Source organism: Gimesia benthica, from assembly GCF_009720525.1.
Taxonomy (GTDB): Bacteria; Planctomycetota; Planctomycetia; order Planctomycetales; family Planctomycetaceae; genus Gimesia; species Gimesia benthica.
In genome coordinates this window covers 6,322,272-6,338,359 of sequence record NZ_CP043930.1, presented here as the reverse complement: position 1 = coordinate 6,338,359, position 16,088 = coordinate 6,322,272, and the positions used below count along the sequence as shown (strand labels likewise).

Genomic DNA, 16,088 nt, shown 5'->3' with positions numbered 1-16,088 from the left:
ACACTCGATCTGGAATGATATCGAGATTGTCAAATCAATTGATTGCTCTCAAATCAATCAAGATGTGGTAAGTGTGCTCTGATGTCTCACAGACATCGTAGCAGATTACTTCAAAAGGTAGCATTTTTGAATTCGCTCCAGCACTTCTTGTTCTTCCCGGCATATCGTAGCGTAGCCCCAGAAGCCTCCTGACTCCATTGCAACCTTTTCTGCCAGTCGATAAATACTTCTTCCGATTGTTTGCGTATGCCGCAAACCGACTACCGGGATCCGCATTCGAACATAATTTTCCCATATCTGCCACATCTTTTCTGGTGGCTTCGTGATTAACCAGGATATAAACAGTTTAACCTCCGAGCTACGTCCAGATATTTCACAGGTGTATGTCTCTTGAAACGCGACTTGAGCCTCTTGCGAAGTAACCGAACCACTGGCCCAAGCTGACATGGCAACAGGGAATTTATGTAGTGCAGCCATGTTTTCAGCATTGATTCCCAGGCTCAACATTTGCTCGATCAGATCATCATCCTGAATTGTGCTGACTCTTGAAAGTCGAGCCTTCTCCTGATTCCACTGTAGATCTTTCTGAAAGCGATCACGAACGAGTTGTTCTGTTTGAGAACACCTGAAGTCAATTAATCTCTGGATCCTTCGAGTAGATTTGTTTGTTGCAATCATCTTCAACCTCACTTTCGTACTGAATCGTAAAGTGTTAATAAGCGGATGTGCTGAATGCACTGCGTATCATACGGCTGAAGTAATCGATTGTCTGTTTTAAATGTTCGCCCCAATAGTTAAATATTTCTAAAGAATGAACAGCAAAAACAAAATAAGAGCAATTCAATAAATCATTCCTGATATTCATGCTGTTTATCTAAATCGAATGTCAACTCACAAAGCTCCCTCTAACGAGAAGGTCTAGCGAAGATGTGATCATGGTTTCACATCAAGAGTATCTTGCTACTCGTGTTTGATTGTATCGATTAAAGAATTTATCTAGTTCGCTATGCCATGTGGCAGGAAAGGGCATGTAACCAGTTCTTTGACTTCAATCGTGATTTGATCCAGCAGGATTTGCTCTGATGGTTTGCAGGTTCCGTGAATCACATGGTACCTACATGGCATTTTCGCGGATTGCAATAACTGCCGGATGTTTGAGTTTACGTTCAACGGATACAGCAAAGAATTGCTCCTTGACTCCTTCGGCGACTCCAACCTCACGTAAACCATAGATCGCTGAAACATCATCCTGAATACAAGAGGGAATAGCAAACAACCCCAAACCTTGTCGACCAGCAATTTTTAGCATCGCGCTATCTGCAAATTCCCCCTTAATGACCGGAGTCAGCTGCAAGTCGCTAAACCATTGGTCCATTGCCCGCCGCAATACGGAGTTGTCCATGGGTAACAGGAAGGGAGCACCGTCAATAGATCCAGGAAAGCCCCTGCGGTACTTTTTGGCAAGTTCTTTTGTCCCCATGATAACAATTCCCGATTCACCAAGTCGGTGCGAATAAGCCTGAACTTTATACAATGGGTCGAGGGCGGTATCAGACAGGATCACGTCGAGTTTATGAATTGCGAGCTCAGAGACAAGTTGCGGCATGTCTGCCTCCCGGCATACAACTCGAATGGAATCGTCTAATTCGAGAGCGGGCTTTAACAGTTGAAACGCGACAATCTTGGGCATCACGTCACAAATTCCGACACGAAGTACCTGCTGCTTTCCCTCTGGGTTACCCTTAACCCTCTCCATCAACTCGCGACCGGTTGAAAAAATCTCTGAAGCATATTCCGCTACTTCTTTGCCCATCTCTGTCAGTACCAGGCCCCGGCCTTGCTTATTCACAAGCTTGACTCCCAGGGATCGCTCAAGTTGCTTCACTTGCACACTGACGCTGGCGGGAGTCACATGAAGAATTTCACTCGCTTGCCGCACACTACCTTCACGTGCAACTAGCCAGAAACTCAAGAGATGGTGGTAATTCAGCCAATCCATATGCGCCCTTATTGTTAAGTATTACTAAACGATAAACACATAAAAACAAACTTATCCTAATGGTATTCCCAGCGTATAGTCAATTAGAAAGCGAGTACTTTGAATGCTCGAACCAACAAATCCCACATACTGGAGATCGAGATGCAAATCAACATTCATTTTAGTGGTGGCAAGAGATCCGATTTTGGCAACCATGATTTTGAACGTGTGTTAGCAGGTTCTCTTGAGCGGTTTGAACGCCGGCTAAAAAGTGCCCACCTGTATATAACAGATGTAAACGGTCCCAAGGGAGGAATCGACAAACACTGTCGTTGTGTTTTACATCTGCGGCGCATGTCACCAATTGTGATTCAGGATCAGGATGCAAGTATGAACGCGCTACTTTATCGAGTTGCCAATCGCGCCTCGTATGCCTTAACTCAAAAAGTAGATCGCAGGAATAAACGCAAGCGAGAGAGGGTAAGAGAATATCTCATGGAACCGGTTTCAGATTAATACAACAAAATGTAACGTCTTGTATCGTCAAAACCACGCCCTGTATGGACATCATATTATCTCATCAAATCCGATATACGAGTTATTTCCCGTTCTTGAATTTATGCCTTAAAGGTACCTGGGAGAGTTCATTTATTAGATAGATATCAAAATCATTCTGAATTCAGACTGGATGAGCGGGAGAGATCATGTCACACAAAGACCTAAGGAATAAGTCAGTGACATGTGAAACCACAGTACTTATTGAGCTGTTAAATGATACTCAGTTTCAGGAAATCGAGTATCGGCATGTGAGCAAACATTTTTCCATACAGGGCTCATTGCAGTCGTATTACTCATTACAGATCCTGTTAACTACAATCACTCAACTGCGCATTGGGCAGCCTGATCTTACAGTCTTTTTAAAAGTCAAAATCGCTTTTGAACAGAATTCATTTAAGGTTTACTTTACTAAATGAGAACTTAGAAATGATCAACAACCGCACCAGGGTATCGATTAACGCCGCTTTTCTTAAAGAAATAAAAGATGACAATCTGAAGCTCTACAGCCTGCTTGAAAATCTGCGGGCGTTCTGTTCGGTTGACGCCTCACTGATCCTAAATCCAGAAGCGTTTAACATGTTGGTCAATGATTTTCGAGACCAACTGGCGATGCACTTTACTCTGGAAGAAACGTTTGGCTATCTGGATCTTGCAGATGAAGTCGATGAAATCATCTATACTATATCAGGTCGTTTAAGAAAACAGCACATTGATTTATATCTTGAGATCGCTTCGATCGCTGACGATGTTCAGGACGCTTTGTATCCGGAATTGAATGAAAACGCATATGCCGATCAGGTAAGTCGATTGAATGATTTCTATCATGCTTTCCAGAATCATGAAGCGTTAGAATTTGATTTGATCATGTCTGTATCATACGATCACGTCAGAAATCAGCAGAATTCAAACATCTCAGATTATGAATTCTCAACCCGAGCTTGCCCCTGACCTTGGTCATTCATTTCCGGGGGCGTCCACATTCGCTGCATCGGCTAGCTAAGTTATGATATACAATTCTGCAAGTTATATTCCTGATGCCGGGGACACAAACGGAATCCCAGACCTTCATTGAACCACAGTCTTCAATGCTTCGATTGTAGTATGGGTCCTTGAGAATTTCCTTTCTCCAGAAGTGCTCCACTCACTTGTTATTCATCCTCCAGTGCCAATGCAGTAGTGACTCTGTAACAGCATGATGAGTTTCATCCAGTTCTGCCTCCCCTCGGTCGCCTCTAACTCCTTTCCATGGCAGACGATCCAGGTAGTCAGTGGATCATTAAGTCAGGTGTTTCAGAGCTCGTTCAAGGGAATTTCCATTCAGAACTGGTCACTCAGATCAAGGATAAACGACTTGGTACAACTGGTGAATTATGTTGAAAGTTAAATTATTTGGGGTCATTAAGGCTATGAAATCGATCTAACTTGGCGCGAGAATCGCCTTGACAACGTGCCTCAATCTGCTACAAAGATGCAAGCATGGACTGCTCTAAGATGTGTTCGCCTAAGGGGCGTTACACGCAACCGACAGGATGTCGGTGTTTTCTGGAAAGGATTCGTAGCTAGTCAAGGAGCAAAGACATGCTTGTGTTATCACGCAGGAAAAATCAGCAGATACTCTTCCCTAACCTCGGAATCGAAGTAGAAATTCGTCGCATCTCAGGGAAAACTGTTAGTGTAGGAGTTATCGCTCCCAAGTCCGTAGAGATCTTGCGTGGGGAACTGGCTGAGGAATGGCGTAAACGCGACACAAATTCTACTCAATCTATGAGGGCGAGTGGTCTTCACGATCTTCGGAATGAACTGAATCAGGCCCGATTGGCTGTGGCAATTGCCCAAAAGCAGTTGAAACTGGGAAGGGACCAGGACGCAGAGCAGACGCTGGAGGAAATGGTCCAACAATTGAATGACATCGAACGGCAGCTTGCATCCAATAGTGCGAGCTCATCTGATTCCAATCGTGTCGCGACGCTGAATATCGAAGATCAGCCAGAAGTCCTGATTGTTGAAGACGAAGACAATGAACGAGCACTGCTGGCTGGTTACCTTCGCCTGTGCGGTTTTCTTATCAACGAAGCCCGAGACGGCGTGGAAGCCCTGGAGTTTCTGAGCAAGCACACTGTTGATCTGGTCGTCTTGGATATGCGAATGCCACGTATGCGGGGGAGCGAAGTGGCTAAGGCTATTCGAAAAATGTCTTCTTCTAAAGAGACAAAAATTGTCGTGGTGAGTGGTGAAGACCGAGACGATTCACTGGTGACCGGTGATAATACTGGCGTGGATGAGTGGTTTTCCAAGCCTTTTGATCCGGACCGACTCACCGGATGCTTGCAGCCATAAACGAGTTTGGCAGGTAAAGAAGTGTTGATCAGGCCCTGTTCAGGCTATTGTTTGACTCAACTTGCTTGTTGTATGTTGCAAGAACCCTGCCACGTTTTTTTTGACGCGCATTCGCAAGTCGCTACGGAACATATCACTCTACTGGCCCCTACCATTAAGCTTCTGGATTCGTGCCTGAGTTTCGTCGATTGTGAGAGGCACAAAGTCGTGTCAACTTTTCCGGATCGATTGGTTTCAGAAAATGGTCATCGAAACCCGCATCGATGGCATCTTGAATGTCCCGGGGTTGCCCATAGCCCGTAAGAGCTATCAATTTTAATTGCTCAGATGCAAATTTTTCACGGACTCGAGTGGCTACCTCGTAACCGCTGATATCGGGAAGCCCAATATCTACGAAAGCCAGATCGAATCGCTGATTAGTCAAAACGTCGATCCCCGAGATACCATCATTCACCGTCGAGACCAGATGGCCATCAAGTTCGAGCAGGGTTTTCATCATGTCGCGGTTAGCTTCTATGTCTTCCACAACACAGATTGTGAGTTTGGTGGCAGGGAGAGCTACTGACTGTTCTTGCTCCGGGTTTAATGGAAAACCGGGGAGCGTATCCTCCTCCAAATCAAATTTTGGTAATGAAATATGAAATGAGCTACCTTGCCATTCGCCTTTGCTTATGGCGTGGATTGAACCTCCATGCAGTTCAACTAAAGATTTTGCCAGAGTGAGACCGACTCCAAGTCCACCATCACTCATTGAGCTGGAATAATCCAATTGTGCAAAGGGTTCGAAGATCGTTTCCAGACTTTCTTTTGGAATCCCCCTCCCTTGATCGATCACGGAGAGAGAGACAGTCGATTCGTCAGTATCCATCTTTACCCGAATCGCTTCAGTTGTACCAGAGTACTTCGCGGCGTTATGAATCAGATTGACCTGGATTTGAATCAGCCTTGTTGGATCGCCATTAACAAGGATCGCATGATCCGGGAATTCAAACTCGACCGCGCAGTTATGCCGTTCCAATTCGGATTGGACTACCTCCTTCACTGCGGGTACCAGATCGCGAAGATCCAGAGGCTGAAATTCGAGCGAGATGCGGTCTTCGGCGATCCTGGCCACATCGAGCAGATCCGCGAGTAAATGAGTAATCATCCGAATCTGCCTTTTCATTGTGACAATGGTAGAAACTTTCGTCTGCTCATCCGCGTTTTCATTCGATAAGATTGCGGTTGCATTGCTTATAACATTGAGAGGATTGCGTAATTCGTGAGAGAGCATCGCCAGGAATCTCTCGCGTCGGCGGACTTGATTGCGGATTTCCTGCTCCATCCGGATTCGCTCTCCAATATCCCGGGCGATTTTAGAGATGCCAATCACTTGATTTTCCGAGTTAAACACCGGTGATACGGTTAGAGATACATCGATCGGATTACGGTCGCGGCCCAAACGTACGGTGTCTACGGTGAGTATCGTTTCGCCGCGTAAGATGCGATCGCGATACTCAGCAACCTCATATGCTCTGTCTGTGGGGATCAGGATATCGATCTTTTTTCCGAGAATCTCGGCAGCAGTATAGCCGTAAAGTTGCTCGGCACCGCGGTTCCAGCTTGTGATAATCCCACTAAGGTCTTGGCCTATAATGGCATCATTGGTTGATTCCACGATTGCCGAAAGCCACCTCAAGCGTCCCCTCAGCATTTCCAGAGAGGAGACATCGACCCACATCATTACAACACCACTCACCAGGTCATCGGGTCGATAAGGTAAAAGTCGCATCAAGTAACTCGTCCCATCGGCTCCTCGAACTTCCCGCTCATATGCTTCGCCTTTCTGCAAAACATCTTTAAGCCGCTGAACGAGATCATCGATACGAAGCTTCGACCCGAACACATGAATCGAGCGACCAATATCTTCGTCAATCAATTCGAAGACTTCTCTGACACGAGAGGTAAATCTTCGAATCTTCAAATCACTGTCAAGAAAGACCGTCGCAACATCGGTGTTTTCCAAGAGATGATTCATATCTCGATTCAACTCAGCCAATTCTTCAATTTTGAGTTGGTGCTCCGAGTTTACACTGTAAAGTTCTTCGTTGAGCGAGTGGAGTTCCTCGTTGGTGCTCTGTAATTCTTCATTAGATGCAATCAGTTCTTCATTAGTGGCCTGGAGTTCCTCGTTGCTTGTTTCCAGTTCTTCGACCGTCGCTTGCAGGTTCTCACGCGAATAGCGGAGGTCGTCCTCAAGCTGCCTGATTTGAGTGCGTGACGCATCAAGTAGGCTTTCAATGCCCGCGTTCGAGAGAGAGGATGCCTTGGACGGGAGATCGGCTTGTAGATTGCTCCCGACCTGTTCTGATGATGCATTGGTGACGGGCTCGAAAGTGATCAGATAGTAGATGTCTTCGGCCTTGCCCGCAAGCGGGCGGACTGTCATGTTAAAGAGTTTCGTTTCATCTTCATTTTGAATCGCTAATTTTCCAAAACGGACTTCAGCCTGGTTTTTGATAGCCCGCCCAATTGCGCCAGAGAGTGTGGTGCGAATTTCTCGATCGACCAAGTCTAAGACGTCCAGGGATGGCTTTCGACTGGGAAATCGAAGCAGTTTTTCTGCCCCGGAAAATGTGTCAATTACCGATCGCGAAGTATCGATCAATATACTGGGGGGCATGTACAGGTCAAGAAGTTCGTCGTGAAGCTGTCGTGTACGATTGACTCCTGTGACAGGTAGTGGGTGCGTGAGAAGTCCACGGTGCACCGAGTCCGCCGAAGTCAGTGGGGATCGCAAGTTGTGTGTCAGCCTTACGTCGCGTCGTTTGCGGTAGATGCGATATCGCTCACTGATCGTATCGAATTCATTTGCTAATTCACCTGTCGATTCACTTCCTCCGAGCAGCAGGATGCCTTCCAAACGCAAGCCATAATGGAAGAGAGAAATTGCACGCCTTTGAGCAGACGGACGGAAATAGATCAACAAATTCCGGCAGGAGACAAAATCGAGGTCGGTAAAAGGAGCATCACGAAGCACATTATGTGGCGCGAAGACGATCATCTGTCTGATTTCGGAGCGTATTTGAAAACCATCGGTCCGTCTGGTGAAATATCGTTCCAATAATTCCGGGGTTACCCCTTTTAGTACATCGTCTCTAAATATTCCGCGACTGGCATGCTCAATGGAGCGTTTATGGACATCAGTAGCGAATAGCTTGAGTGGTCGAGGCTCTTCTGTACACAGCATCGCCTCTTGCAAAGCGATTGCCACCGAGTACGCTTCTTCTCCAGTTGCGCAACCCGCGACCCAGACTCGTATTGGCTCATTTTTCTTGCGACGTTTAAGCACACCAGGCAGTATCTCTCTGGTTACGTAATCGAAGATCTCTGGATCGCGAAAGAATTGCGTAACGCCAATCAGCAGATCGCTATAGAGGCGATGAAGCTCTTCTGGATTTTTTTGTAAAACCTCCGCATATTGATCGAAATTATTTACATGTGCCATGTCGAGCCGACGTTGGATACGTCGCTTGACCGTAGTGTCCTTGTAAGACGAAAAATCGATATCATACACTTTCCGGAACGTTTGAATGATCGAATCGATTCCTTTTAATGGGGAATCTGACTCAATTCGATCCTGTCTTACACTCGGAAAAGTATCGGGATCTTCGCAGTAGCGCAACAAGGCATCCCCCATATCGGGCGGCGAAAGTACGAGATCAACCGTACCCGAGGCCTGTGCGCTCGCAGGCATACCATCGAACTTGGCGGTGTCGAGACTTTCGCTAATCACCAATCCACCATGACGGGAGATTTCCTGGGCTCCCTTCGTCCCATCGGTTCCACTCCCCGAGAGGATCAAGGCAATTGCATACTCCCCCATCTCACGTGCGAGCGATACCAAAAAGTGATCGATGGGAAGATTCAGCCCTCGCGAAACATCTTTTTCACTGAGATGCAGACACCCGTCTGCCAGTATCATTTGCTTCTTCGGAGGGAGTAGGTAGATTACATTGGCTTCAACGCGGATACCGTCTTCCGCCACAATGATTCTCATACTCGTGTCTCGGGCAAGCAACTCGCTCATCATGCTTTTGAAGTCAGGTGATAGATGCTGGAGTACCACATAGGCCATCGCACTCTGCGTAGGCATGCTTCGGAAAAGTTTTTCAAGAGATTCCAGACCTCCCGCCGATGCTCCGATCCCAACGATGTATGTCGGGGGCTTGCCCCCATCGGTTAAATCAGAGTCGTCTATCGGTTTGGTATTCTCGTCAATCATCGAGAAGATCTCCTGCTGGGATCACTTATTGCTCGCATAAGTTGTGACTTTGCTGTCACTGTGATGCACTAGCCAATCAAATCGTGTGACCGTGATTGACACGACGCAAAATCTTTAGCCTGGCATTTCAATGGAAATCCCACTGGAAGATACCGACGAGCCGAACAGGACTTTCGCATCTTCAGTGTAAGGATAGTCTCACCTGATTCGATGATTAAAAGCTCGAAAGTATTTTCAAATAGCCGCTTATATCTGTAATCGCGACTCCAGTTAGGATAGTTCTGGTTTACCAAGCGCTAACTTACGAAAAATAATGCACCCTCGTATACATTGGTGATAAGTGTCTAAAATTTTTATTCCCGCACTGCTACGTTTACATTTTAGACCCTTTGATTATTAAAACACTTTCTATTAATTTGAGATACACCTTAGAAATACTTAACAGTCGGCAGCCATCCGCTTTGGAGACAAACAAGTTTCCTTTACGTACAAGCTCTTGAGGGCCCATTCATCAAGTCCCCGCTACGATGGTCTGGTATATTCAATGTATACGATACCAAGAATTTGAAACTCTCTATCAATGAATAACTCAAACAGACGGTTGCTACGAAGTCAGTGAGCGGCGTGACTGCCAGGTGCTCGGCTTTCCGCGAGCCAGTCACCCTTACCTTAGTGTTCTTGATGAACGGACCGAACTGCGGATGCGACTGCGCGAACTGTCCACCATTCGTGTGCGCTATGTTTATCGGCGACTGCATATCCTGTTTCAACGGGAAGGCTGGCGTGTGCATCACAAGCTGGTGTATCGTGACCTTCCCCCCGATTCCTGATCCATGCGGAATGCGAGAGATTTTGTTATCTTGTATTCAGGAAAAGGATCAGATCTATGAAACGAAAACGCTACACAGAAGAACAAATCGCTTTTGCTTTACGCCAGGCTGAATCAGGAACTACAGTGGTGGAAGTGACCCGCAAGATGGGTATTTCCGAGCAGACCTTCTATCGCTGGAAGAAAAATATGCCGGGATGGGGGTGGCTGAACTGCGGCGTCTGAAGCAACTCGAGGAAGAAAATAAGAAGCTGAAACAGCTCGTGGCCGACCTCAGCCTCGATAAGAAGATGCTGCAGGATGTCGTCCAGGGAAAGGTATGAGGTCTGATCGTCGTCGCGTAGTGGTGAAGCGGCTTCAGGCAGGTTATTCCCAAAGCGAACGTCGTGTTTGCAGGGCGTTGAACTTTCCACGAGCCAGCCACCGCTACAAAAGTGTTCAAGACGAGAGGACCGAATTACGTATCCGGTTACGTGATCTGGCCCGTACCCGCGTGCATTACGGTTATCGGCGGTTGCATATCCTGCTTTCGCGAGAAGGTTGGCACGTCAATCACAAGCTGGTGTACCGGCTCTATGTCGAAGAAGGCCTGCAAATGCGTCGAAAACGCCCCCGGCGGAATCGGAGCTGTCAGGTCCGGAAAACACGTCAGCAAGCCAGTCGCACCAATGAGAGTTGGAGCATGGACTTTATGGCCGATCAGCTGTTTAACGGGCAGCGGTTCCGACTGTTGACGTTAGTCGATAACTTTAGTCGTGAGAGTCTGGCCATACAGATGGGAACACGGCTGACTGGAGATGATGTGGTGGCAGCTCCGGATCGCGTCAAAGAGGCCCGAGGCTGTCCTCAGTCAATCCGCGTGGATAACGGCCCTGAGTTCATTTCGAAGAGTCTGGACTGGTGGGCTTACTTCAACAAAGTGACTCTGGATTTCAGTCGACTGGGAAAAACAACCGACAATGCGTATATTAAATCGTTCAACGGGCGAGTTCGCCAGGAGTGTTTAAACCAGCATTGGTTTTTAAGCCTGGCAGACGCTCAGGAACAAATTGACCAGTGGCGGCTGGACTATAACGAAAACCGCCCACACAGCTCGCTGGGAAATCAGACCCCGGTGGAGTTCGCGAAAAAATCATCCCTGGCGCGCCAGGGATGATTTTACCTTGGATCTCTAACATTCCAATTGGTACAGAGTTGGGGGCAAGGTCATCGAAGAACATGGTGAAGTTCTACAACGGTCGCGGCACCGCCGAGCAGTGGATCAAGGAAGGCAAGAACGCTGCGAATTGGACCAAGCTCTCTTGCCGGACGTTCAGGGACAATCAGCCCCACTTGCAACTGTTTGCCTTGACGTACAACCTGGCGAACTTCCTGCAGCGGTTGGCACTGCCCAGGGATGTCCAGCACTGGTCGCTGACGACACTGCGGAAAAAGCTCGCCATAATCGTAGCCAAGGTGACTCGGCACTCAATATTCATTACGTTCCAAATCGTCGAGTTGGCTCTACCAGGGCGGCTATTCTCCGCGATTCTCGACCAGATCGCCGAGTTAGCGATTCCCCCCGCCCCGTACAAAACCCTCTTCGTAAAGACTTTTACTCGGGCTGATCCTGGGAGTCGTGAAACGAAAGGAGCTTACAAAAGTTCGAGCCTCTACGGTGATTTATGAGGTAACTCAACGCTTTCGAACTTTTCTGGAGTAGCTTAAGGCAGCCGCGACACCGGTATCTAAGGTGAACTACGTCAACTCTGCGGCCCTGCAGTCGGAGAAGGTTCCTCAGAGCACGGAAAGAGGTCGTCCATCGAATGTGAACTGTGTCTCAGTGGGGTACAAATAAAATGACAGCTCCTTATTTTACAGCATGTTACTATCGAGACTCATTTTACCACGATGATTCAACTATTTCATCCCCTGCTGACATTGATCGCCACTGCTTCCGACAGCCTGTTGGCTAAATACGTCCTCTATTTGAAAAATGAGAACCGGATTCTGCGGGACCGTATCCCAGGAGAGATTCATACAAAACCTCACGAACGTGCGCAGCTCCTGAAATATGGCAAACCGCTCGGGAAAGCGATCAACGAACTGATCACGATCGTCACTCCCGGGACCTTCCATCGCTGGGTACGGGAAGAGAAACGAGGACGGAAGAAAAAGACCGTTGGTCGACCAGGAAAGAGTGCCGTGCTGCGCGAACTGATTCTCAAGATCGCCCGTGAAACGGGGTTCGGCTATACTCGCATCCTGGGTGAACTTCGGAAACTCGGCATCTCCCGAATCTGCCGTCAGACTGTGAAAAATATCGTCAAGGAAGCTGGGATCGATCCGAGTCCGAAGCGAAGTACCGGCACCTGGAACCAGTTTCTCAAAAGTCATGCGGAAACACTCTGGGCCTGTGATTTCTTCACGAAACGAGCCGTAACGCCGCGGGGACTCGTCGATTTGTACGTGTTGGTTTTCATGCATTTTGAGACGCGTGAAGTCTTTGTGACACCCTCAACGCGAAGTCCGGATTCTGCCTGGGTCACGAAACAGGCCGAAGCATTTGTAAACCACGTTGCCAACCGGGATTAGAGGCCAACCTGCCTGATCCATGATCGAGACACGAAGTTCTCAGTTGAGTTCAAGCAGTTTCTAAAGAACAAAGGCATCCAGCCAAAGAGGCTGCCGATACGATCTCCCAATCTGAATGCCCGGGTCGAAAGGTTTGTGCAAACGATTAAATACGAAGCATTGAACCATTTCATCGCATTCGGTCCACGGCATCTCGATTATCTCGTTTCGGAATTCGTTGACTATTACAACAAACATCGAGCGCACAGTTCACGAAAACATCTACCGCCCTGTTGTGCCGAGCCGCCGCCAGAATTCGAGACGATCAGGCTCGATGAGATCCACTGCGAAGAACATCTCGGCGGGCTGATCAAGTCATATGAGCGGATTGCGGCGTAGATCAAATCAATAAGCAAGCGATTTCTTCACGCTCACCGTATGTGCGTTCGCTACTAAAATGTCACAACCAACAGATTTTCGCGGTATAGGTGCCCTGATCCATGCCAGTTCCTTCTCAAGATTTTGTCTTCTAAGATCAATTGGCTACGGGACTTGACCGGCGACAGTCTTTTTGTACCCGACGGCATCGTCGGTCCAGTTATTCCTTGTTCGGTTGCGTCCCCGCAAAGCCGAACTCTGCTTCACTGGACAAAATCATTGTACCAAAACAGATTTTAAAATTGTTACTAGAATTTCTCAGCGGTATCTATCAGAAAGATATCTTGCTAATATCCATGACTCATTTCAAGCGGCGTCCCCACAGTGCATAGGGCAACAGGACACCTCAGAAGTTTGAGAAGTTTTCACTCGCATTCCAACTGATACAGAGTTGGGGGCAAGGTCAACTGATTTTTACTCAAACTTTCAACCCCAATTGTTAAACATGATGTGTCAGCAGGTCATCGGACTTCTGAGCTGGAGGCTCAAAATCGACGACGCTGCTTACACTACTTCTTGGTCAGATGGAATAATCTAAAGCCGATTACTCCAGTGAGCGAGACTAACACGAGTACCAATTGCACAATAAACTGATCAGTTGAAACGGGAGAACCGTTAAACCACCTTAAAAAAACAATTATAACAAGAACTGACCAACATATGAACTCAACATTAGAAAGAATATCCGCAAGGCGAATATCTTCAGATTCATTTGCAGATTTTTTCTTATTTTTTGGCATCTATACACACAACGAGAATTTAATGTTGTTGGAATTGGCTATTCGTCTTCGTGAACCGAACTCCTATTTCTCCAAGAAGAAAGATAAAATTTTTCTAATAAAAACAAAGCGACTAGCAAGCAGAACTGACATCTGCTGACTCGACTTGGTTAGCTAGCGGATTTAAGGTGATTAATCAAACCTTGACTTCAGCTATAAAGATGTTCGATACAAGTTGAGTGGTTATCGCTAAGGTGTCAAATTTAATCGGAACTGTTTTTCCTATCCTCCCTGACAATACAATTGCTATGCTGATTAAACAATCTACTGATTGTCAAGTATAGAACTAGACGCAATAACAGTTCTGCATATAATATTATTACTAATCTAAATTAAATAGGATACCTAATGTCAAGACGATGTCTTTGGTCATACGTGCCATGAACTCTTCAGAAGAGACTTCGAATCGGCACTCAAAAAATCATTCTCTTAAATACGGCGACAACTTGCGACTCGCCAAAAATTCGTGTACGGATTGCGATAATTGGCGGTCCCGGTTGTTAACCGCGATACTTCTATTTTACGCTATTCTATTGATGTGGGGGGCTTCACGACAAGCCCCAACGTTTAACGAGCCAGCCCATTTGGTTGCAGGGATCAGCCATATAACTTTTGGACGATTCGAATTGTATCGTGTGAATCCTCCGCTAGTACGAATGATTGCTGCGTTACCAGTATTGGCCGCTGGATACGAAGCAGACTGGTCATCATTCCGTGATGTTCCAGGAGCACGTCCAGTTTTTGTAATGGGAGAGAATTTCATCCGAGCAAACGGGGAACGTTCCATATGGCTGTTAACCTTGGCACGATGGGCATGTATTCCATTTAGCCTAATTGGAGCCTGGACATGTTACCAATGGACTAAAAGGTTGGCTGGAGTTTGGGCGGGTTTCTTGGCATCTGTACTCTGGTGTGGCTCTCCCAGTATCCTGGGACACGGCCAACTAATCACACCTGACGTACCGGCGGCAGCAATTGGCATCCTAGCATGTTATATATTCTGGTGCTGGTTACAAAATCCTACCTGGCCACACACGCTGATCACTGGTGTATTATTAGGTATTGCGGAGTTAACTAAGACTACGCTGATCCTTTTCTATTTCATCTGGCCTGTGATATGGTTGGTTGTCAGATGGCGTAAAAAAGTGACAATGTCGCCACAGCGATGGCTCTCAGAACTGAGCAAGTTGGTGATCCAGATGCTGATCAGCGTTTATATAATTAACCTTGGCTATGGGTTTGAAGGCTCATTTCAGCGATTACAGGAATTTCAGTTTATCAGCACTTTATTCACTGGTAATAACAACGTCAATTCAAACCTGAAAGATACGGGTGATGAAAGCTCATCCTCGGGAAACCGATTTCGGGGAACTTGGTTCGGTAATATCTGCGTACCGCTGCCTGCGAATTACATACTCGGTCTCGACATCCAGCAAAGTGATTTTGAAAATTTCGGACGTCCATCATATCTTCGAGGCACATTTCGGGAAACTGGTTGGTGGTACTATTACTTATATGGGTTTACTGTAAAGGTTCCTCTGGCGCTTTGGGGACTTGCGATAATGGCGGTCATTTTACGCTTTTACCAAAGATGTTATTACAATTTTTTCGACGCCGAGATATTGTTGCTAGCCGTCCCATGCGTGATTCTGGTTGTCGCGAGCGCCAAGCATGGTTTTACACACCACATGCGCTATGTATTGCCGTGTTTTCCATTTGTAATTTGTTGGATTGCTGCAACAGTGACATACTTAAATTTAGCTATAAAACCACTATCACAAAAAACAAAATCAACACAGCGTAGACAAAAAGGGATTCTATTCCTGACTATTTGGTTTTGGACTTCTTCAATTACAACGTTCCCTCATTCTTTATCTTATTTTAACATTTATGCGGGAGGTCCCTTCGGTGGCCCGAATCACTTGCTTGGCAGCAACATTGATTGGGGACAAGACCTTCTATTTCTTAAACAAAAACTACTTCATCTTGATAACGAAGAACCTGTTTTCATCGCATATTTCGGCGGTGCTAATCCGACACAACTTGGAATCACTGGCATTCGCCCAATGCAGGACGAGTTTAGCATTTCTACATCACTGCCTTTGGCACCAGGATATTATGCAATCAGTGTCAACCTCCTAAATGGTGATCCGTGGCTGGCTCGAGGTACAGACAAAGGTGACTTTCGATTATCTAAAACACTGCTTCGTGAAATTTCTTCGATGAAACGTATCGGTTCTGCAGGTTATTCAATTTACATTTACTACGTTCCACCATCAGGTAAACCCAACCGAATAGAAAGCGGTGTCGACTCTTAGCAAATACCTGGGATCAATCATTACGTCTGGATGT

General features: G+C 46.7%; 11 protein-coding genes and 1 pseudogene. 9 read left to right on the top strand and 3 right to left on the bottom strand.

Annotated features, from left to right (window positions below):
- Positions 1-105 precede the first annotated feature (105 nt).
- Together F1728_RS24605 and F1728_RS24600 are read right to left on the bottom strand one after the other, a co-directional pair.
- Complete coding sequence (locus F1728_RS24605) at positions 106-678, bottom strand: hypothetical protein (protein ID WP_155366292.1); 573 nt, start codon at positions 676-678, stop codon at positions 106-108.
- A gap of 436 nt (positions 679-1,114) precedes the next feature.
- Entirely contained in the window at positions 1,115-1,999 is an 885-nt protein-coding gene (locus tag F1728_RS24600) for a LysR family transcriptional regulator (RefSeq protein ID WP_145042236.1), read from the bottom strand.
- 141 nt (positions 2,000-2,140) lie between these two features.
- On the opposite strand from F1728_RS24600, the gene F1728_RS24595 reads away from it, so the two are divergent.
- The 3 genes from F1728_RS24595 to F1728_RS24585 all read left to right on the top strand — a co-directional run bounded on the left by F1728_RS24595 (position 2,141) and on the right by F1728_RS24585 (position 4,873).
- Positions 2,141-2,494, top strand: a complete 354-nt coding sequence (locus tag F1728_RS24595; protein ID WP_155366291.1) for a hypothetical protein — start codon at positions 2,141-2,143, stop codon at positions 2,492-2,494.
- A gap of 468 nt (positions 2,495-2,962) precedes the next feature.
- Positions 2,963-3,484 (top strand): hemerythrin domain-containing protein, encoded by a 522-nt coding sequence (locus F1728_RS24590; protein ID WP_155366290.1) that lies wholly within the window; start codon positions 2,963-2,965, stop codon positions 3,482-3,484.
- 630 nt (positions 3,485-4,114) lie between these two features.
- A complete protein-coding gene (locus F1728_RS24585) occupies positions 4,115-4,873 on the top strand; it encodes a response regulator (RefSeq protein ID WP_155366289.1) in 759 nt (252 codons plus the stop codon).
- A 154-nt stretch (positions 4,874-5,027) separates the two neighbouring features.
- On the opposite strand, the gene F1728_RS24580 is transcribed toward F1728_RS24585, so the two are convergent.
- The gene (locus F1728_RS24580) at positions 5,028-9,137 is read right to left on the bottom strand and encodes a CheR family methyltransferase (RefSeq protein WP_155366288.1); all 4,110 of its coding nucleotides are present in this window, start codon (positions 9,135-9,137) and stop codon (positions 5,028-5,030) included.
- 701 nt (positions 9,138-9,838) lie between these two features.
- Between F1728_RS24580 and F1728_RS32320 the strand changes: the two genes are divergently transcribed.
- From F1728_RS32320 to F1728_RS24555, 6 genes and pseudogenes are all read left to right on the top strand, one after another.
- Positions 9,839-9,967, top strand: coding sequence for a hypothetical protein (locus F1728_RS32320; RefSeq protein WP_261344481.1), 129 nt, complete (start codon positions 9,839-9,841; stop codon positions 9,965-9,967).
- 56 nt (positions 9,968-10,023) lie between these two features.
- A pseudogene (locus F1728_RS24575) lies at positions 10,024-11,122 on the top strand (IS3 family transposase).
- Positions 11,119-11,634, top strand: a complete 516-nt coding sequence (locus tag F1728_RS24570; RefSeq protein ID WP_155366287.1) for a transposase — start codon at positions 11,119-11,121, stop codon at positions 11,632-11,634. The pseudogene F1728_RS24575 and the gene F1728_RS24570 overlap by 4 nt, the downstream one beginning before the upstream one ends.
- A 222-nt stretch (positions 11,635-11,856) precedes the next feature.
- Positions 11,857-12,540, top strand: coding sequence for a hypothetical protein (locus tag F1728_RS24565; RefSeq protein ID WP_155366286.1), 684 nt, complete (start codon positions 11,857-11,859; stop codon positions 12,538-12,540).
- Between the two features lie 12 nt (positions 12,541-12,552).
- Positions 12,553-12,918, top strand: coding sequence for an integrase core domain-containing protein (locus F1728_RS24560; protein WP_155366285.1), 366 nt, complete (start codon positions 12,553-12,555; stop codon positions 12,916-12,918).
- 1,474 nt (positions 12,919-14,392) lie between these two features.
- Entirely contained in the window at positions 14,393-16,054 is a 1,662-nt protein-coding gene (locus F1728_RS24555) for an ArnT family glycosyltransferase (protein ID WP_194242503.1), read from the top strand.
- Positions 16,055-16,088 lie beyond the last annotated feature (34 nt).